General features: G+C 42.0%; 8 protein-coding genes and 1 pseudogene. All 9 read right to left on the bottom strand.

Going from position 1 to position 21272, the window contains the following annotated elements; translation table 11 throughout:
* Positions 1 to 210: 210 nt before the first annotated feature.
* The 9 genes and pseudogenes from ACQFX9_RS10780 to ACQFX9_RS10740 all read right to left on the bottom strand — a co-directional run bounded on the left by ACQFX9_RS10780 (position 211) and on the right by ACQFX9_RS10740 (position 21062).
* On the bottom strand, positions 211 to 4488 hold the full coding sequence (locus tag ACQFX9_RS10780; RefSeq protein WP_427161995.1) for an amino acid adenylation domain-containing protein: 4278 nt from the start codon (positions 4486 to 4488) through the stop codon (positions 211 to 213).
* On the bottom strand, positions 4485 to 7745 hold the full coding sequence (locus ACQFX9_RS10775; protein ID WP_427161994.1) for a non-ribosomal peptide synthetase: 3261 nt from the start codon (positions 7743 to 7745) through the stop codon (positions 4485 to 4487). The genes ACQFX9_RS10780 and ACQFX9_RS10775 overlap by 4 nt, the downstream gene beginning before the upstream one ends.
* A 64-nt stretch (positions 7746 to 7809) precedes the next feature.
* Entirely contained in the window at positions 7810 to 8991 is a 1182-nt protein-coding gene (locus ACQFX9_RS10770; RefSeq protein ID WP_427161993.1) for an acyltransferase family protein, read from the bottom strand.
* A 72-nt stretch (positions 8992 to 9063) separates the two neighbouring features.
* On the bottom strand, positions 9064 to 9900 hold the full coding sequence (locus ACQFX9_RS10765; protein WP_427161992.1) for a TIGR04325 family methyltransferase: 837 nt from the start codon (positions 9898 to 9900) through the stop codon (positions 9064 to 9066).
* Positions 9901 to 10094: 194 nt separating this feature from the next.
* On the bottom strand, positions 10095 to 11078 hold the full coding sequence (locus ACQFX9_RS10760; RefSeq protein ID WP_427161991.1) for a hypothetical protein: 984 nt from the start codon (positions 11076 to 11078) through the stop codon (positions 10095 to 10097).
* 96 nt (positions 11079 to 11174) lie between these two features.
* Positions 11175 to 16118, bottom strand: coding sequence for an aminotransferase class III-fold pyridoxal phosphate-dependent enzyme (locus tag ACQFX9_RS10755; RefSeq protein WP_427161990.1), 4944 nt, complete (start codon positions 16116 to 16118; stop codon positions 11175 to 11177).
* 3 nt (positions 16119 to 16121) lie between these two features.
* Positions 16122 to 18035, bottom strand: a pseudogene (locus ACQFX9_RS10750) (non-ribosomal peptide synthetase); the annotation flags it as partial.
* An 832-nt stretch (positions 18036 to 18867) separates the two neighbouring features.
* Entirely contained in the window at positions 18868 to 19560 is a 693-nt protein-coding gene (locus tag ACQFX9_RS10745; protein WP_427161989.1) for a response regulator, read from the bottom strand.
* Complete coding sequence (locus ACQFX9_RS10740; RefSeq protein ID WP_427161988.1) at positions 19545 to 21062, bottom strand: sensor histidine kinase; 1518 nt, start codon at positions 21060 to 21062, stop codon at positions 19545 to 19547. The genes ACQFX9_RS10745 and ACQFX9_RS10740 overlap by 16 nt, the downstream gene beginning before the upstream one ends.
* Positions 21063 to 21272: the final 210 nt, after the last annotated feature.

The raw sequence follows: 21272 nt of genomic DNA, 5'->3' as shown, positions 1-21272 counted from the left end.
ATTTAACCAAATTTGTTTGGGTTTGAATCAATATGAAAATCAAATTTACAATAGTTGCTTAAAGAAGAAACCTTTTCCATCATTATGCAATTATCTGCCGTAACAATATGATGGAACCTTCCAAGAAAATATTAAGTAAATTTTAAGTTTGAGTAAAATTCACATATGAAGAATCCTGTTTGTGCCACAAACAGGATTATGAATTTCTCATTAAGTTCCAGAAGCTAAAACAGCATCTTCTCGCAAAGGAGATAATGGGGGCATTTTGTTTCTGTTTTGTTGTTGCGATCGCTCCAAACACAATTGTAATTGTTCAGCTAGTAACTTCACATAAGGATCTTCCATAAGACCTGTGTGGGTAGCTCCCATAACTTGATAAATATCTACCCCATCATTAGCTATTTGATCCCAACGCAATTCTGTATTGTTTTTTAACTGCGCTAAATCTTGAATTGCTCTAAAAAGAGTGACTTTCCCAGGATATTCTGTGGCAACGTAGCTTTTGTAGGCTTTATAGTTGGCGGCTGCTACATTAAAGATGTAAAACTCTGGGAGCGATCGCTTAATATAGCGCAAATATAAACGATATAAAATACTCGCTTTCCCAGCTCTCAGATGCCAAGATATTTTTTCCCCCAAATTACTTAAGTAATCTTGCAGTTCCCAAAGCCGGAAATTAAGTAGACTGGTTTTGTGCCGAGTGGGAGATTGAACATTTGTCGCCTGTGTCTGGGATTGTGCGATTGCGGGCGCGCCCGTATCAAAAATAGCTAGCAATCTTACTTCTTGGCCTTGAGCTTGGAGTTGTTGGGCAATTTCCAAAGCCAGAGTTCCACCCCAAGAAAAACCACCGAGATAGTATGGGCCTTGTGGTTGCACCCTCTGCATTTCCTGAATGTAACTAGCTGCCATGTCTGGGATTGAACTTAGGGGTGTTTGCTTACCATCTAGTCCTTTAGACTGTAACCCGTAGAATGGTTGGGCGGAACTAAGATAACTTGCTAATCCTCGATAGAAGAGGATATTGCCCCAAATTGCATTGACGCAGAAGAAAGGTGGCTTACTAGAACTGCCGGGTTTAATGATAACCAAGTGTTCCCACTCTTGAGTAGATTCATCTTGGCGAATCATCGCCGCTAATTCTGCAATTGTCGGTCTTTGCAATAGAGTTGATAGAGGAAAGTTGACCCCAAAATTCTGCTCAATTTCAGTAAACAGACGTACTGCTAGGATGGAGTTACCTCCCAAATCAAAGAAATTGTCATCGATCCCAAAGCCTTGAATACCTAAAAGCTTTTCCCAAATTGTTGTGAGGAGCAGTTCTGTTTCATTACGGGGAGCAACAAAGTTTGCTTCTAAGTGTTGTTTTACAAAGTCGGGTTCTGGTAAAGCGTGGTAATTGATTTGACCATTAGCAGTTAAGGGCAGAGATTTTAGGAAAACAAAATCAGAAGGAATGAATTCATCTGCCAGTTTTTGGGAGAGGAAAGAGTGCAAATCACTAGTTAGGGGTTGCGCTTCTTGATGAGAGACAACGTAAGCGACTAAGTGTTGCTCCCCAGGAATCTGCTCATTAGTGATGACAACCGCTTGAGCTACACTGGAATGTTCACTGATTAAAGATTCTATCTGTGTCAAGTTGATGCCAACACTACGTATTTTAACTTGGCGATCTGTGCGTCCCAAATACTCAATGTTGCCATCTGCCAGATAACGGCCCAAGTCCCCAGTTTTATATAAACGTGCCTTGGGATCATCACTAAAGGGGTGAGGAATAAATTTTTGCGCTGTCAAGTCAGATTGTTGATAGTAACCTGGAACAACACCGACACCACTAATGTAAATTTCCCCAGGAGAGCCAATCGGCAAAGGTTGCAAAAGTTGATCGAGAATGTAAATTTGGGTGTTGGCTATTGGTTGACCAATGAGAATTTCTGCGTGATTAGCTGTTTGTGGATTGTAAACTGTGGCGGTGAAGGTTGTTTCCTTGGAACCATAGGCGTTAAGCCAGCGTATTTTTGTCCCCACACGTTCGACCCAAGTTTGATAAGCTGTGGACGAGACTTTTTCCCCACCCACCATGACTAAGCGTAAGCTATCAGGTAAAACTGCTGGAGATGTGGCAAGATGATTGACTAGTTGATGCCAGAAGTAAGTGGATAGGTTGAGGACTGTTATCTGCTGTTGGCTAATGAATGAGCAGAACTGAGTGATTGAGTTTGGCGCGGATGGAGGCTGAACCACAGCACTTGCCCCACTTACCCAGCAGGAAAATAGTGATTCATCTATGGCAGAGGATACCAGAACGCGATCGCCTTTACTCAATTCCCAAGTTTGACTAATAGCTAAACTATGATTGACTAAGTTACGGTGGCTGATGCCGATCCCGTGGGGTCTATCGGTAGCAGTGGGTGAATAGATGATGCCAGCTAAGTGATCAGGTGTGACTGGAGTAACTGGATTTTGCTGATTGTGTACAGCAATTGCTGGCCAATCAGTATCTAAGCAAATTGTCTTAGTTCCACACTCAGGCAGTTTCTTAATTAATGAGCTGGTAGTGAGTAATAGAGAGATTTGGGCATCTTGACAGATGAAAGCTGTGTCTAGGGATGTGGGTGTGATGGGTACGTATGTTCCACCTGCTTTACAGATACCCAATAATCCCACAATCATTTCTAGGGATGGCTCTACACATAAACCAACGGATACTCCTGTACTTACCCCTAGAGTCTGCAAATAATTAGCTAGTTGATTAGCACGCTGATTGAGTTGTTGATAAGTTAATTGCCCATGTTGTGTAATCAGAGCTATATGATCGGGAGTATGTTCGGCTTGAGCCTCAAATAATTGATGGATGGCAATATCCTTGATATCAGACGTTTTGGTGTGATTCCAATCAACTAAAAGCTGATGTTGTTCGGCTTTAGTTAACAGGGGTAATTCTAAAATGGGGCAGTCTGGGTTAGCGACAATACCTTCTAGTAAACTCTGGAAGTGTCTTAACATCCTTTGGACGGTACTGGCTTCAAACATATCTGCATTGTAGTCAAATACCATACCCAGACCATTATCCTGTTCCCGTAAGACTAGGATCAGATCGTATTTGGTCTTGCCATGATAAATATAGCCAAACAAAGAAGTGATCGTTAAATCCGGCAGCTGTACCGATGCCATACCACGACCATTTGACCAAGGCGGATTCAGGGAAAATTTCACCTGAAATAAGGGAGAACTATTGCGATTGCGTTGTTCTGGTCTGAGTTCTTCGATGAGTTTTTCAAAAGGTAGGTCTTGATGGGCATAAGCCTCTAAGCAATCTCGACGTACCTGATCTAAAAATGTGCGGAAGGTGGGATTCCCAGCTAAGTTACTCCGCAGAACCAGAGTATTAGAAAAAAATCCAATCAGCCTTTCGGTTTCTAATTGTCCCCGGCCGGAACTAGCAAAGCTAACTAGCAGGTCTTCCTGTCCAGAATAACGGTAGAGTAATAGCTCAAACACTGACAGCAGGGTCATGAACAGAGTAACTCCCAACTTTTGACTCAGATCCGTCAAAGCTTGGTTGAGTTCCTTGGATAATAACAAAGCCGCGCGATCGCCACGATAAGTCTGCACGTTAGCGGGTCGGGGGCGATCGTAAGGTAACTGAATAATTGGTAAATTACCTTCTAGTTTTTGTTGCCAGTAGCCGACTTGGGATTGTAAAACTTCGCCTTGCAACCATTGATGTTGCCAACTCGCAAAGTCGGCATACTGCACTGGTAAAGGAGTTAGAGGTGATTCTTTCCCCTCTGCCCAAGCTTTGTAGATGGTGGTGAAATCTTGGTAAAACACATCCGAGGAAGCACCATCACAAGCGATCGCGTGCATATTCCACACCAATAGATGCTCTTGGGGATGCAACCGCATCAGCATGACTCGCAAAATCGGGCCATTAGCTAAGTCAAAGGGTCGATGAGCTTCTGCTGTTGCTAGTCGGTAAGCTTCGTCCTCCCGTTGTTCTGATGGTAATTGTTGCAAGTCAATGATGGGTAAAGTCAAGGAAACATCACTAGCAATGACTTGGGTGGGTTTGCCATCCACTGGGGGAAAAGTCGTCCGCAACACTTCATGGCGATGCACCACTGCTTGCAAACTTTTTTCTAGAAGGTTGATGTCGAGATTCCCCGTAAACCGCACCACCACAGGCATATTATTCGAGGAACTTTCAGGTTCAAACTGATGCAAAAACCATAACCTTTGTTGGGCAAAGGAGAGTGGTAAGCTGCCGTTACGTGGGCAAGGTACAATTGGCGGAATCTGCGAATTGCTGACGCTGTTAACCTGGCGCAGAAAGTCAACGATAGCGTTTTTTTGTGTTTTCAATTGTGCCAGCAGTTCTGGGGTGAGGCTATCTTTAGCAGCCCGATAACGTAAGCGGTCATCTTCTAACCATAATTTGACATCTCGCTGACGTAGTTCAGATAGTAGTTCTGCCAATGTTTTCATAACTCACCTTCCTCGTAATCGTCTGCTGATTCACCTTCTAGAGCCTGAATACCTTGGGTTGCCCAACGCAGAGTTTCTACTCGTTCTGCCAAATCTGCCACTGTGGGTAATTCAAAGAGATTCGACATGAGAATTTCCACTTCTAAGGCTTGGCGCAGTCGAGAAACTACTTGAATTCCTAGTAGAGAATATCCACCCAGTTCAAAAAAGTTGTCATAGATGCCTACACGGGGTAGATTGAGGACTTGCGCCCAGATGTCTGCAATTTGCTGCTCCAGGGGAGTGCGGGGTGCAACATAATTGGCCTCTAGTTCGGGACGGGAGGGGTCGGGTTTGGGTAGGGCTTTGCGATCAACTTTGCCATTAGGTGTGAGTGGCATGGTTTCTAGTACCATCAAGATGTTTGGCACCATAAACTCAGGTAGTCGCTCTTTTAAAAATCGGCGTAACTCTGTGGTCAGTTGCAGGCGATCGCTGTTATCTGTCGGTATAAAATAACCCACCAATGTCCATTCACAGGCAATATCTTCCCGAACCACAACTACAGCTTCTTGTACTGCTGGATATTGCGCCATAATGGCTTCAATCTCACCCAATTCGATCCTAAATCCCCGGACTTTTACTTGGTAGTCAATGCGTCCCAGGTATTCAATTTCTCCATTGGGTAAGTAGCGTGCTAAATCTCCTGTTTTGTATAACCGTGCTTGGGGATCTGTACTCAGGGGATGGGGGATGAATCTTTCTTTGGTCAAATCAGGGCGGTTGAGATATCCCCTAGCTAACCCTGCACCACCAATGTATAACTCCCCAGGGATACCAATGGGAACTGGTTGTAAATGGGCATCTAAAATATAAGTCTGGGTATTAGCTATGGGACGACCAATGTTAATTGGTTGATCTGCTGTGGTAACTTGACAACCTGTTGCCCAAATTGTGGTTTCTGTCGGCCCGTAAAGATTCCACAGTGCTGCACCTTGGGGTAATAGTTGGTTGGCGAGTTCTCTAGGCAGGGCTTCCCCTGTGGAAATCATCTGCAACTGTGGACTACCCTGCCAGCCGGCGGCTAACAGGAGTCGCCAAGTGATGGGTGTGGGCTGCATGAAGGTGACGTTGTGGGTAGTCAGCAGATTGAGGAGTTGATTACCATCAGCCGCCGCCGCCCGACTAGCCACAACTAATTTTGCCCCAACGCTCAAGGGGAGGAAAATTTCTGAGACAACAATGTCAAAGGATAAACTAGTAACTGAGAGCAGAGTGTCTTGAGCGGTTAAACCAGGATTTTGGCGAATGCTTTCTAGGAGGTTGACTGCACTTTGATGTTCGATTTGCACACCTTTGGGTTGACCAGTCGAACCGGATGTGTAAATCAGGTAAGCTAAGTTACTTGGTTTGACATCACTTTGGGGATTGGGCAAGTCTGCTAGTTTGCTGTGGGTATCAATATCAATAATTTGGGCTTGATGCTGGGGTAAACTCTCTAGCAAATTTTCCTGTGTCAGCAGCACCGTAATTTGAGCATCTTGCAACATAAAGGCTAAACGCTCTGGGGGATAGGTGTAATCTAGGGGTAGGTATGCTCCCCCGGCTTTGAGGATAGCTAATACGCCTACAACCATTTCTAAGGAGCGTTCAACGCAAATACCTACTAGTACCTCTGGTTTCACACCTAAGCTTTGCAGATGGTGGGCTAAGTTATTGGCGCGTTGATTGAGTTGTTGGTAGGTTAATTGCTGGTCTTCAAATATTACCGCGATCGCCTCTGGAGTTTTTGCCACCTGGGCTTCAAATAGTTGGTGAATGCACAGATGTTGAGGATAGACCGATGTTGTATTGTTCCATGCCGCTAGTAGGTTTTGTTCTTCTACAGACAGTATAGGCAGTTGGGCAATGGTTTGATGGGGATTGGCAACAATACCTTGTAATACGGTTGCAAATTCTGCCAAGCGACGGCGGATTGTTGCTGCATCAAATAAATTAGTGTTGTATTGGCACTCTAAGAACAGTTTGCCGCGTAATTCTGTGGCGTTGAGATATATTTCAAAGTTCTCAAAGGCGCGGGGGTTGGTGTAAAATTCTACCTCTAAACCAACGAAGGGTAACTTATCAGTGTCTAAACCCTGATCTAAATTGAAGATGATGGGTACTAGGGGAATCCGGCTAGAATCCCGTGGTAGCAATAATTTCTTGACTAGACTACCAAAGGTGAATTGTTGATGATCATAGGCATCTAAAACTACAGAACGCCGTGCTTGTAGGTAGTCACTAAAAGCTTTTGTGCTATCTATCTGAGTCCGCAAAGGCAATAGATTTACACAGTGGCCTACCAAATTATACTGTCCAGAAGCAGCTTGACCAGCAGCAGGAATACCGACAACTAAGGTCACTTGTTCGGTGAGGCGATGTAGCCAGACCTCAAATCCTGCCAGGATAGTGGTCATAAAGCTACAACCGAATTTTGTCCCAAGTTGTTTGAGGTTGGTAACTAGTTCTGAGTCGAGTTGCCAATCTTCACGGGCTGAGTTAAAGCTTCTTAAGGGTGGACGTTGACGATCTGTGGGAAAATCGACTACAGGTACAGAGTTGGCAAACTGATCTAACCAATATTGTTCTGTGGCGATAGCTTCTGGAGTTTGCTGTTCTTCTTCCTGTAAAATTGCATATTCACTAAATACATCTGGAGTTTCTAAATCGGCAGTCCGACCCTCTACTTTGGCAGAATAAATCTCACCTAATTCCGGTGTTAAAACTCCCCAAGACCAACCATCACAAATAATATGATGGGCAGTTAAAGTAACTAGATGCTCCTCTGGCTGCAATTTGATAATTTTTACCCGCAATAGGGGGCCATGTTCTAAATCGAAGGGTGTTTCAACTTCTGCCTGAATCAGACTCTCTAATTTTGCTTCCCGCTCTGGCAACTCTAGTGCAGAAATATCAATGACAGGAACATCAATCACCAATGAAGGCACTATGCAGAGTGTACTACCATCGGTACTGAAGGTTGTCCGTAGAGCTTCATGACGCTGAACTAACTGCTGCAAAGCAAATTGCAACGCTTCTAAATCTAATTTTCCTTTTAATCGCAGAGATTGCGACTCGTTATATGCACAATTAGCTGCCTCTCCCATCTGTACAGAAGCCCAAATTTCTTTTTGAGATTCAGTAGCCGGGGCAGTTAATAATAATTCCCCTTCTGCAAATGGGTCAAAATCAACAGCAGTTAATCTAGATTTATTCTCTACAGATGATAGGGTCATAGAATAAGTATTTGGTTAATTGTATTAGGGTTGTTAAATTTTAACTTGAATAGATAGATTATATTTATTTATCCAGTAAATGATGATGAAGATATTGTTTGTTTAATAACTTTTCTTTTAAATATTTACGCATAGGAATCTCTACAAAGCTATATGTTATTGATGCAGTTGCTAAAACAACTAAAATAAATAAACACAAACACATCCAAGATTCATATTCATTAAGATTTGTACCAAGATACACATGAAATTTATGGTTCCAAAAAGTACGAAACAATTCTTGAATAAACCAATGGGTCATATAAATTGAATAAGATATTGCTCCTAGATATACCATTAATGGCAGACTTAATATTTTTGATATCAAACCATTTCTATTATTAGACAGATACAAAATCAATAAGGAAAAACCAGGTAAAACAAGCCAATCATGGACACTACGAACAACTCTCGAATCACCCCAATTATTGTGCATAATTAATAGTATCCAAATTATGGAGATTACACCTATTAAGTTCATTTCAAAATACTTTTTATAAGTACCTTGAAGATGAAATTTATAAGTGATAATACCTATGATACACTCTAAACCACATCTAGCAATAGAAGGAATACCAATAATATTATCCAGATTGCCAGCTGCAATGATAATTACTGGCAGCATAGTAATCAGAGCAGTAATATAGATTTTTAAATCAAACTTATGTCTATTTTTTAGTAGTAAAAACAAAAGACACGGAAATATAGAATAAATTAGAAACTCTACACTAATTGACCAAGCTGGTTCATTCCAATAAGTGTCACACTTAAACCAAGGTGGACAACTAAAATCAAATGCCTGCAACATAAAGATGTTGGCAAATAGAGCAGTTAAGTTAAATTTACCAGTAAAAGATGAAGTATTTTGTAATAAGTATTTGACTACTTCTAGCCCAATAAATAGCACAATCATAAATATGTGCAGAGGATAAATTCTGGCAAATCTTGATATTAAATATGAGCCATATTTATGTAAATTCACTCCAGACGCAAAATTACTAAAATAAACGTGAGTCATAATAAACCCACTCAAGATAAAGAAAAAATCAACCCACAAATAACTATTATAGAAAAATGCAGTGTGGGCTGATAATATATCACCAGTCTTGGGTATACCGTAATAGGAAAAATGGAGTATAGCAACTGACAATGCGGCAATACCTCGCATAGAAGTTAGAGGTTTAATGTGTTTTACATCAGTAGTCATTTATGCTATCTCTCAATTTATGTACAGTATGTATCCCAATTCAAATAGTGATGATGAAAGACATCTTGCTGACTATCTCTTTAGTTTTAAATAGAAACCTTCATAATTACGCACAAATCGCTCAGGATGAAAGGGAATAGAACAGGAACGGTCTAATTTCCAATTATCGATTAATTCATAACCAAGTGCTGAAAGTGATTCGACAAATTCAGATCTATTTTGGATTTTATAAGGACAAAAAGCGTAACCAATATTTTGCAATGTGATAAAGGTTTCTCCGTCATAGAATGGCACTTGATTAATCAAAATGTGTCTGGGTTTAGTCTGTAATTTCCCAATCATGTCCGCCAATGATGGTTCTATATATTGCAGAGTACCGCAGGTGATTAATATTTCTGTATTCTCGGACTGAGCAAATTCTGTAGTAAAAGATAAGCCTGGATTATGACCTTGACTTGCCAATTCTCTTCCTACTTTCACAACCTCTGGAATTTCACACACTAACCAATTTAAACCCGTAGGATATTGCACAAACTTTTTGTATGTGTAATAGCTGTGTCCTACATTCCCACCAAGGTCAAAAACAGTAGAACTTTGAGTAAATGCGGATGCCAACCAAACAAGAATCGGATAATCTTGAGGATTAAACTGACCTGGCTCCCAAGCAGTAGTCATTTTCGCTGCTTTTGTAATATTTTTACTAATTTCTGGTTGGTTATATCCAGATTTAGCACCTTTTGGAGTTGCCTTTAAAGCGTCGGCAAAGGAAGGATAGATACCCCGACACGCAGTCTTAGTACGGTAAAAACTCCAGTAATAGCGGAATAAATCTGAAATAATGGGAATTTGTTTGATCAAACTCTTAAAATTTAGAGATTTTTTATTAAATTCGACTTTTGCTACTGTCATACCAATAGATTGGATTGAGGTTGATTTGTTAACTTATCAAGAAAAAGAATTGCTGTTGAAAATTGCTAGCAAAAACATGATTCTGGTATAGCGTTTATCATTTTAGTAATGTAATTTACTTCTTTATATGATGAGATAAAGCCTTTGTATAAATGAATGAACGCTCATTGCAAATGGATTGGGATATTTTATTTCTACTTGAGTCGCTTGAAAATATTTACGACTGATTTTATGGGATTTTTTATTCTGTCCACACCTGAATAATAAAACTCATACTTATTTTTAGGGCAACGTTTTGATATCAGTCTCATCAGCCATGTTTTAAGTTGATCTGATAGTGCAGATTGTCCTGGCTGTTTGGGTTGTAAGCCTAGTTTACGCAAAATGAAGTTGACTTGATGAATTGGAACTTGCCAATCATAAGAGTGCAAATCGAAGTGAACACCCAAAACAACTGAATAGCTGTTGCCATTTTTAAAATAATGCGGGCTTCTCACTGGAATATGAACCCCTTTACCTGGCGACAAAGTATAAATATGGGCTTTGTGTTGCTTCTCATTTGTGTGTTTTCCTGCATTTGGATCACCGAAATAGTATTTCTCCAGTTCTTCAGTACTTACAGTTGAGGGGTCGAAAGGAAATAGATGAGCTTCCCTTTGACCATAAATTTGAAAAAGAAAAGTTGATTCATGATCAAAATGATAGGGAGTCACTGCATGAGGAGAAGCAACAAAAATATAGACATCTTGCCATGAAATATCTTGTCGCAAAGGTAGACCAATTATTTCTTCTAATTCAGCAACTACTGTCTCTAGTAAGACTCTATATTCAGGCACAGATTGAACACTATACAGCAACAACCAAGATGCTGATTCTTCAATATGAGTGAGACAATTTAAAATTGTATCTTGAGTAACATTTCCCCCTGAGAAAGCTTTTTGGTTGAAACGTGCTTCACTGCTTTGACAGTGGATTCTCCCACCTTGACTCATCAGAGTCTTTGCAAGTTCAACTAAGTGGGTTATCTCAGATAAGGAATGATTACCTAAATTGTGAGAGAACATGAAAGGAGAACCATTGAACTTATCTGCGAAGCTCAAAGTATCTGCCTCAATTATCTGATCAGGAAGTGTTAACTGTAATTGTTCGGGTGTTAGTTGTTGATTGCTTAATAACATATTGTTAGGTTTTGGTTTCAGATGGTTTTGACTGACGTTAGTTAAACACTTTTGAGGCAGAAACGAGGCTCAAACTTACACAGGGGGAAAAAGTATCTAGGAAACACTAGCTAATTGTAAGTATTTGCCAGGTCTTTCAGGGTCGGGGATATACCAAGCAGGATTTCCTTGGGGATCTCTACCTAACTTCGCGCCTGGTTGGGGTGGTTGATTCCGTGGGTTGTTGTTAGCCTGGACTACTGCTGTGACTGGTGCAGCAAAGAAACCAGCAGCTTGCATTTCGGCAATACTTTCTTTAAAGGCTGTCATGGCTTTAGCCAAGTCTGCTTCAGAATGGGCTGTGGTCAAGAAGCAGGGACGATGATCCCAAATATGCACTCCTTTTTCCCGCATTAGGTAGAATAACAAGTCACCATAAGGAAACTCTGGTGCATACTTGACCATAAACAGAGAACCGAAATTATAGGCGGTATATGGGGCTTGCATTTGTTGGAAGTAGCCCATTAATTCAGCGACAAATTTATCGGTTCTGGCATTGAGATTTTGTTGCAAGCTAGGGCCACTTTGTTTGAGGTGTTGCAGTACAGCTTTCGCCGCCGCTAATGCTAAGGGATGGCGGACAAAAGTTCCGGCAAAGTAAGTTACACCCACTTCTGGTACAGAATCATCACCATACTGCCAAAAACCACCGTCTAAGGCATCCATGTATTTTGATTTACCTGCAATTACCCCAATTGGTAAACCACCACCGACGATTTTACCGTAGGTTGCAATGTCAGCTTTAATACCAAAATGAGCTTGCGCGCCACCGGGATGGATTCTGAAGCCGGTGACAATTTCATCAAAAATTAGGGCAATATCTTCTTGTTCAGTGAATTGGCGCAATTGTTGCAGGAATTCTTTGGGTTGGTATTCTGGGCGACGGCTTTGCACAGATTCCACCATGACACCTGCTAATTCATCTGCGCGACTTTTGAGAATTTCTAAAGCGTTAGGGTCATCGTAGTCAATTACCAAGATATTCTCAACTTTTTCTTGGGGAATACCTGGGGCGGCGGGAACTGACCGGAGTTTTTTCGTACCACGGACGATGACTTCATCTAAGATGCCGTGGTAAGCACCAGAGAAGATGGCGATTAAGTTGCGTCCTGTGATGGTACGTGCTAGACGCATTGCACCCAACACTGCTTCTGAACCAGTGTTACAAAAGGCGGCGCGGTCAAAGTTGGTGATCTCGCACATCAACTTGGCGACTTCTCCCACCAATGGGGTTTGGGGGCCGATTTCCATACCGAGTTTGAGTTGGGCTTCAATGGCTGCAGTGACGAACGCAGGCGACCAACCAAACAAATTCAAGCCAAAACCATTACTTAAATCAACGTATTCATTATCGTTAAGATCCCATAGTTTGGAACCCGATGACTGAGATGTGACGATGGGATAAACCACCTCTTTCATTAAGGGGTTAAAGCCGGAAACACTTCTGGGGTCTGCTAAATGGTGGCGATTGGCTTGAGTATATTCTTTAGATTTTGAGGTTTTTTGAGTGTATCTTTGAATGAATTTATCTAAATAGGTGCGTTGTTGGGGTGTTAAGGTTTTGGTTTGGGTGGTTTCGATGCGTGCTGCTGCGCCAAATGCCTTTTTAGGAACTGTGTCTTCTGCTGTTGCTTTTGGTTCTGGCTTTTGAGTGGTGGGGTTAGTGTGATTTTGTGGCTTGATTTCTGGCTGTTGCAGATTGACAACTGGCAAGGAGAGGGGTTGACTTTGATTTGTATTACTCAACAGTGCCAATTGTTGAGCCATGATTTGTAGCTGCTGATTAATCACACCTTCTAAGGCGTTGGTTGCGGCGGGTGATAGTGAAATATGGGGTGTTGAGCCATTCTTTGACCCGTTACCGTTACCGTTACCATTGCCGTTGTGTCCGTTGGTGGGTGCTGGGGGTACTGTTGCCATTGGGGTAGAACCATTTTTAGCATGAGAGCCGTTGCCGTTACCGTTGGTAGAAACTTCCTGTACTGGGGAGGTTTCTGGGGGAACTAATGCAGATAAAGCGGCGGGAGATAAGCTTTGCTTGATGAAGTCAGCCAAGGTTGCTAAATTGGGGTAAACCTCCAGTAATTGTCTGAGTGTGACTTTCACTTGGAATCTTTTTTTCAATGCCAACCCGACTTGAGTGAGAGACAAGGAATCTAATCCCATTTCGAGGAATGAGGTGGAGGGTTCAACACCAGCAATTTCCAGTCCAGAGGTTTCTTCGATAATTTCTTGCAGCAGGGAAATAAGCTTTGTTTGGGCTGACATAGTTTGGGTTGTTTCTAATGGAGAATGGGCAGGTTGGGAATTGGTTATACGCTGGGGATGGGGCGGAGGATCAATCCAAAAACGTTGGCTCTCAAAGGGGTAGGTGGGGAGAGGAATCCGTCGTCGTCTTTCTCCTTGGTAAAATTTATGCCAGTCAATGGTGACTCCTGTGAGCCATAGTTGTCCTAGTGCTTGGAGTATGACAGTCCATTCGGCTTCGTTATCTGCGTTGTCACTGAGGGAAGGAATAGCTATTTGTTGTTTAACGTCTTTAGCTTGTTGTCTTGCTAGTGTTGTTGTGGTGGTGCGTGGCCCAACTTCTAGCAAAACTCGTTGTGGGTGCTGCCATAGAGTTTTCACCCCATCTGCAAATCTGACTGTTTGGCGCAGATGTTTAGCCCAATACATGGGGTCTGTGGCTTGCTCAGAGGTAATCCAACTACCCGTGACTGTGGAGACGAAAGGAATCTGGGGTGGTGATAATTTGACTTGCCCGACTATCTCGGCAAAGGGGGCAACGATCGCCTGCATCATGGGAGAATGGAAGGCGTGGGATGTGTGTAAGGGGCGACACACTATTTCGGCTGCTTCTAGTTCGTTTCGCAATTGGGCGATCGCATCATGATTCCCAGACACTACACACAACCCAGGACTATTAATCGCGGCGATCGCTAATTCCCCAGTCAATCTTTTTTCTACTTCGGCTGCTGGTAATCTCACGGAAAGCATTGCCCCTGTTGGTAACTCCCACATTAAGCGACCGCGATGAGCCACCAACATCAGGGCATCTTCTAAGCTAAATACACCCGCTAAACAGGCAGCAACAAATTCCCCAATGCTATGACCAATCATCGCTTGTGGTTTGATTCCCCAACTTTGCCATAGTTGCGCTAGGGCATATTCGATTACGAATAATGCAGGCTGGGTAAAGCGAGTTTGTTGCAGAATGGTTGCGGCTGTTTCTTTCTCGGCTGGTACTGGATAAACTATTTCCCGCAAATCTTTACCCAACAGGGGTTTAAGTATCTCTGCACATTCATCCACTATTTGCCGAAACACACTTTCGCGGCTGTAGAGATTAAATCCCATATTGACATATTGCGATCCCTGCCCAGGAAACATGAAGGCAGTTTCTGGATCACGAATTTCTGTGTGGCGTGTGAACACCCGTTTAGTATCTAAAGATTGCAGCGCAGTGATAGCTTCTGTGGTATTTTGACAAACTAGGTAGCGGCGATAGTTAAAGGTTTTGCGTCCCCGTTGTAGGGTATGAGCCACATCTGCTAAGTTAAGTGCATCGTTGTTTTGCAGATGTTGCTGTAAGTTTTGGGTGGTTGTCTCTAAGGCTGTACTAGTTTTGGCAGAGATTAGTAATAGCTGTTGAGGACGGGGAAGGCTAGGAGGTAGCAGTGCTGGTACTTCTTCTAGAACTACGTGAGCATTAGTCCCACCCACACCGAAGGAACTGACCCCAGCACGGCGGGGGGTTTCGCCTTCTGGCCAAGCAGTGAGTTTGGTGTTGACGTAAAAAGGACTGTTGGCAAAATCAATTTTGGGGTTAGGAGACTCAAAATTTAAGCTGGGGGGAATTTGTTTGTAGTACAGGGAAAGGGCAGTCTTGATTAATCCTGCCACTCCAGCCGCCGCCACTAAATGTCCCACATTGCTTTTGAGAGAACCGATCGCACAAAATTGTTTAGCATCGGTATGGATGCGAAAAGCTTGGGTTAATGCTTCAATTTCAATCGGATCACCCAAAGCTGTAGCAGTTCCGTGAGCTTCTATATAAGATATGGTTTCTGGGTGAAAGTTGGCGTAAGCTTGCGCCATTGCGATCGCTTCGGCTTGTCCATCTACACTAGGTGCAGTAAAGCTGACTTTATCTGACCCATCATTATTGATACCAAATCCCTTAATGACAGCGTAGATGCGATCGCCATCATGCAGTGCATCTTCTAACCGTTTCAGCACTACCAAACCGGCACCGTTATTGAACATTGTGCCTTGTGATTTGGCATCAAACGGACGACAATGGCCGTCAGGAGATAGCATTGTGCCTTCTTGGGCGATGTAACCACTGTTTTGGGGTGTAGTCATCGATACACCACCAGCCAAAGCCATATCGCATTGATAGTTAACTAAGCCTTGGCAAGCTTGAATTACTGCGACTAAGGAAGTAGAACAGGCAGTATTAATACTAACAGCAGGTCCTTTGAGGTTGAGTTTGTAAGCGGCGCGGGTAGTGAGAAAGTCCTTTTCGTTAGCCAGCATGGTCGGGAAATCACCGACGCGATCGATAATTTCTCGGCGACCGCAGATATGATGTGCAAAGTAGGTATTCTGCCCACAGCCGGCGTACAGACCTATTAAGCCGTTATATGATTCTGATTCGTAACCCGCATTTTCCAAGGCGGCATATGCTAGTTCCAAGAATACCCGGCTTTGAGGGTCCATCACTTCCGCTTCTCTGGGATTGATCCCAAAGAAGGCCGCATCAAAGTTTTCTCCCCCAGAAATAATGCCTCTGGCTTTAACGTAACTAGAATCTTGAATCAACTGGGGATCAATACTAGGGTCTAGTTCGTTATCTGAGAAAAATGTGGTTGACTCTTTACCGACACAAAGATTTTCCCAAAATTCATCGACGTTTGTCGCACCGGGAAATCTTCCTACCATGCCGACAATTGCCACACCATCCAAAGATTCTTGATTTTCTAATGCTTGTGTATTCATGGCTTAAACACCCCTTGGACTATGACGGCGATGTGCAGATGTAGCTGCTTGCTGGCGTTGGGCGCGACTTTGCAACCTGTCGTAAGATGGTTGACTGTGCTGTTCGGCATTTAAGTATTTTGCTAATCCAGCAATTGTGGGATATTGAAATAACTTCACCACGGATAGTTCAATTCCTAATTCCTGTTGCAATCGCGCGGCAATTTGCATGATTAAGGTGGAAGTTGCACCCAAATCGAAGAAGTTATCATCAATCCCCACTGGCTCAATGTTGAGTACATTAGACCAAATACTGGCTAACTGGCGTTGTAGGTCTGTTTGTGGTGCTATATACACCTGCTCTAGTTGGGGACGTTCTTGACTGGGTGCGGGTAATTTATGTCTATCTACTTTGCCATTGGCATTTAAAGGTAAGGATTCCAGAACAACGAATGCTGATGGCAACATATATTCTGGTAATCGCTGTTGCAGGAAACTACGCAATTGCTCTTGTTTATACGTACTGTCTTGATGCGGCACTATATAAGCGATTAATCTCTTTTCGCCTGCTGCGTCTTGACGGGCTAACACGACATTTTCTCGGACATCAGGATATTGAGCAATTTCTCTTTCAATTTCTCCTAACTCAATGCGAAAGCCACGAATTTTTACTTGGTTGTCAATGCGTCCCAGGAATTCGATATTGCCATCGGGGAGATAACGGACTAAATCTCCAGTTTTATAGAGAGTGAGGGACTGGGGTTTTTCTTCATTTCCCAGATCCAGTTGGATAAATCTCTCACCTGTTAATTCTGGACGGTTGAGATAGCCACGCGCTAAACCATCACCACCAATGTACAATTCGCCGCTAGTTCCCATCTCTACTGGTTGCAATTTGTCGTCTAATATATATACCTGAGTATTGGCAATGGGACGACCAATGGGGATGGATACGTCTGGTTTAATGGGTGCGGTGATGTGATGACAACAGGTGAATGTTGTGTTTTCTGTCGGCCCGTAACCATTAATTAGTTGACAATTTTCTACGGTTTGCAGGAATTTCTGCACATGGGGAACAGATAAAACATCACCACCAGCTAACAGTTGTCTTAATGGTTGGAGAGCTTGAATATTTTCATCTACCATTAAATGAAATAAGCCAGCTGTTAGCCACAGGGTAGTGATTTGGTATTTTTCAATGACTTCTCCCAATTCCTTAAGAGATGGGGTTTTGCTGGGACAGATGACAAGTTTTCCGCCGTTGAGTAAGCAACCCCAAATTTCAAAGGTAGAGGCATCAAAGGAGATGGGTGCAAGCTGTAAAAATACTTCTGTGTCGTTAAAATTAGCGTAATTTGTGGCTTTAACTAACCGCACTACACCACGGTGAACTACACTCACACCTTTGGGTTGACCGGTAGAACCGGAGGTGTACATGACATAGGCTAAATTTTCAGGGGTAATGCTAGTAGTTGGGTTTTCTCGTGGGTGTTGATTGATGATTTCCCCATCTGTATCTAGACAAATTACCCGCGCTGTATAGGGTGGTAATTTACTTAATAATTCTTGTTGAGTTAATAATACTGAAATTTTGCTATCTGCCAGCATAAAAGTGAGGCGTTCTTGGGGGTATGCCGTATCTAATGGCACATAAGCCCCGCCAGCTTTGAGGATAGCTAGCAGTCCGACAATCATGTCTAGGGAACGTTCTAGACAAATTCCCACTAATACTTCTGTGCCTACGCCCAAGGTTTGGAGATATTGCGCTAGTTGGTTAGCACGTTGATTGATTTGTTGGTAAGTTAGCTGCTGTGCCTGAAATACGAGGGCGATCGCATCAGGTGTTTTTTCTACTTGTTCTTCAAATAGTTGATGTATAGATTTATTACGTGGATATGCTGTTTGATTATGATTCAAATCCAGCAATAATTGATTTTGCATAGAAGAATATGACCTAAATTTCTGCCGTAATCCCTGACTTTCCTGCTCAAAATCCTGTAATAGAGAAAATAAAAGTTAAGACTCTAGCTGTTATAAATATCAGTTCAGTATCTTCTATGTAAGTGATCGAAAACACTATCTAGTGGTTAATTTAATCCTCGCTACCACACTATCCTGAACAGCCAATAAAAATATCCACATGGATATCCACTTAGATGTTGTGGATAAATCTGATTAACCTTATATTTGTGATCGTTAATATTTTGCTGGCACTTGCACCAATTCTTTCTGTAGTTGATTTTTATTCATTTCAGAATAATGGCATAGCTCTCCACTATGCTGACATTTTTGTTAACATCACCACAAGGACATTTATAAACATCTTCCATATATCTTCAGGAAGAATTGGTACCAACCTAAAATAATTGGCTTTGTATTACGTAGTTATGTAATATTAATATCGCCAACTACATTTACCTACAGCAAGGCTATTGACTTAACCTAGCTTCCCTAATTATTTTGTAGTTGCATGGAAAGGCATCGAATAATGGTAATTGGTAGTCATGTCACTACCGTACAGCGCGTCAGTGGCTACTGCCTCAAGCAAGGCGTAGAGGTGTGTCCCTATTACGGGATTCCTACTCATGAAGATATGGCTTTATTTGCTCCCAGCATTTTGGTTTTGTGTTTACCTATGCTAGAGGACTCTCAATTTCTCTTGAGTTTGTGTCCTTGTATCTTGTGGTCAGAACAACCTACTCACGAACAGTTACCATTAGTCACTAGACCTACAGAACTCTATGGGCGTATGAATGAAATTTTTTCTAACTTAGATAAGTCCATCCCTTATAGCCAATGCAGCCGCTTGAACACGGTCATCAACACTGAGTTTGTTGAGAACCATCCGCACATAGGACTTAACAGTTCCCAGTGAAAGATGCAGTTGTTCAGCGATTTCTTGATTGGAATAGCCCTCTGCGATGAGTTTCAACACATTACGCTCTCGTTCACTCAAAATTGGTCTCAGGGGAGTCTCAGGGACAGGTGTATTTTTTGGGGGAATGTTAGGTTTGAGCATCCGAGCTAATTTCTGTGCTATTTGTGGGTCTAAATATGCGCCTCCTTGGAGGAGGATGTTAATCACAGCAATTAACTGTTCCCATTGAATAGTTTTTGTACAGTAACCATCTGCACCAGCCGCTAGCATCCCCATGACCTGAGTATCATTATCAAACGCGCTCAACGCCAGCACACAATTAGCGGTGCGATCGCTTTTAATTTGCTGGGTGGCTGTGATGCCATCCATAACTGGTAACTCAATATCCATTAACACTACATCCGGCTTGAGTTTAGCAGCAAGTTCTACTGCTTGGAGACCATCACCTGCTTCTCCCACTACGCTAAAACCAGGTTCTAGAGAAAATTGTGCTTTCATTCCCCGGCGTACCAAAGCATGGTCATCCACCAGCAAAATTCGCACAGTTTTTTTTTCTGTTCCGTCAGTGATCATTTCTTGTTCCATAGGTTATTTTCTGATTGGTCAACAGTTTTGGAGGTGGTTGCAGGAAGAGTAAACCAAAATGTACTACCTTTCCCCAAAGAACTTTCTACACAGATAGTCCCACTGTGAGCTTCGATGATTTGACGGCACAAGTATAAGCCAAGTCCAGAACGTCCGCGTCGGCTTTGTCCTTGAATAAAACGATGAAAGAGTTTTTCTTGGTCTTTGGGTGCAATTCCTACACCTTGATCCCGTACTGCAACTTTTACTTCGGTGTCACCGAAAGTTGTTACATCCAAAAAAATCTCCTGATTTGGTTCACTGGCTCTAGCAGCATTATCTACTAAGTTCTGCACCACTCTTTGAATCTCTAATTCATCTCCGTAAACTTTGGGTAGATCAGGGGAAATGTGATATTGATAATTCAGTGTTTTTTGATGGTCATTGACTTTTACTAAAGAGATGACTTTATCAAAAATCTTTTGCCAACAGAGTTGATCACTGTTGAGATGATTTTTCTGGCCATTTTCGTAACGAGATATATCTAATAATCTTTCTATGAGTTTCAGTAAGTCTTCATTAGCTTGGCGATAATCTTCAAATAATTCTTGCCAGTTATCATTAATAGGGCCAAATGCTCCTTTGAGCATCCCATCTATAGTGCTGCGAGTCGCAATTAATGGTGTACGCAAGTCATGGGAAAGAGCCAAAATCATTTCCTCTAATTGTTGGTTCTTAACTTGAGCTTGCTGTTGGCGATCGCTAGCTTCTTTGGTTATATCTTTAATGACTTGTGCTAGATCACTGATTTCAGCAGTAGCACTACAAAACTGTGGCTCTAAATTTTCATCTCGCCACATTTTCCCCATTGTTGTTAATTTGCGGAGGGGAATTTGAATTCGTTCGTGCAGAAACCAAATATGTAAACTTACTCCTAATAATATTAATATGGTGCTGATAACGTTGATATTAGTGTTAATGTTGTCAAGTTGTTGTAACCAATTTTTATATTCAAAAATCAGTTGATCTTGTAATTCAATCAAATTGTTGATTTCAGCACTTAATTCACCTACATAGGTGTTTTTTGTGGCATAGCTAATTGGCAAAGCAACTTGTAAACTATCATAGATGAATTTGATTTTATCTAGTTTTTGGAGGTGTTGGGGTTGGTCTTCCAAATAGTTATGCAATCTGTTGAGATGATCATCGAAAACAGCATTTGCTTGGTGATTCACTGTAGTGAGAATTGCTTCTTCCTCTCTGAGAAAATCTTTGAGAAGATTTTCTTCTTCACTTTGTATAGTTAATGCTTGGTTAATCTTTTGATGTGCTTGGTGTGTCAGAAATGATATCCACAAACTAGAGGCTTGCTGTCCAAATATCAGCAATACCACAATTAAAGAGCTACCATATATAGGCGTAAATACACAAGTTTTCCATTTGAGAAACTTTGCTTGCCATTGCTTCATTCGCTTCAATGAAGGCTGGCGAACTAAGTGATTATTGATTAAAGATTCCTGCATTAGCCACTTATCCAAATTGTTTAATATTCTTTAACAAAGAGGCTTAATAAGGATTACAGAAAGATAAAGATGAGAGACTGCGATCTGAGATCATTACCTAAGTCACTTAAATCATGATTTTCGTTGTCTAATTTCATTGATATCTAAGGATATTAAGCTTTATGACTAGACTTAATGACAATTTAGATCATGAATTTTCCTGAGATTCTT

The sequence above is a fragment of the Aliinostoc sp. HNIBRCY26 genome (assembly GCF_050235535.1).
GTDB lineage: Bacteria > Cyanobacteriota > Cyanobacteriia > Cyanobacteriales > Nostocaceae > Trichormus.
Note: the sequence above shows the minus strand (reverse complement) of the source record. Positions and strands in the feature narration are given on the sequence as shown.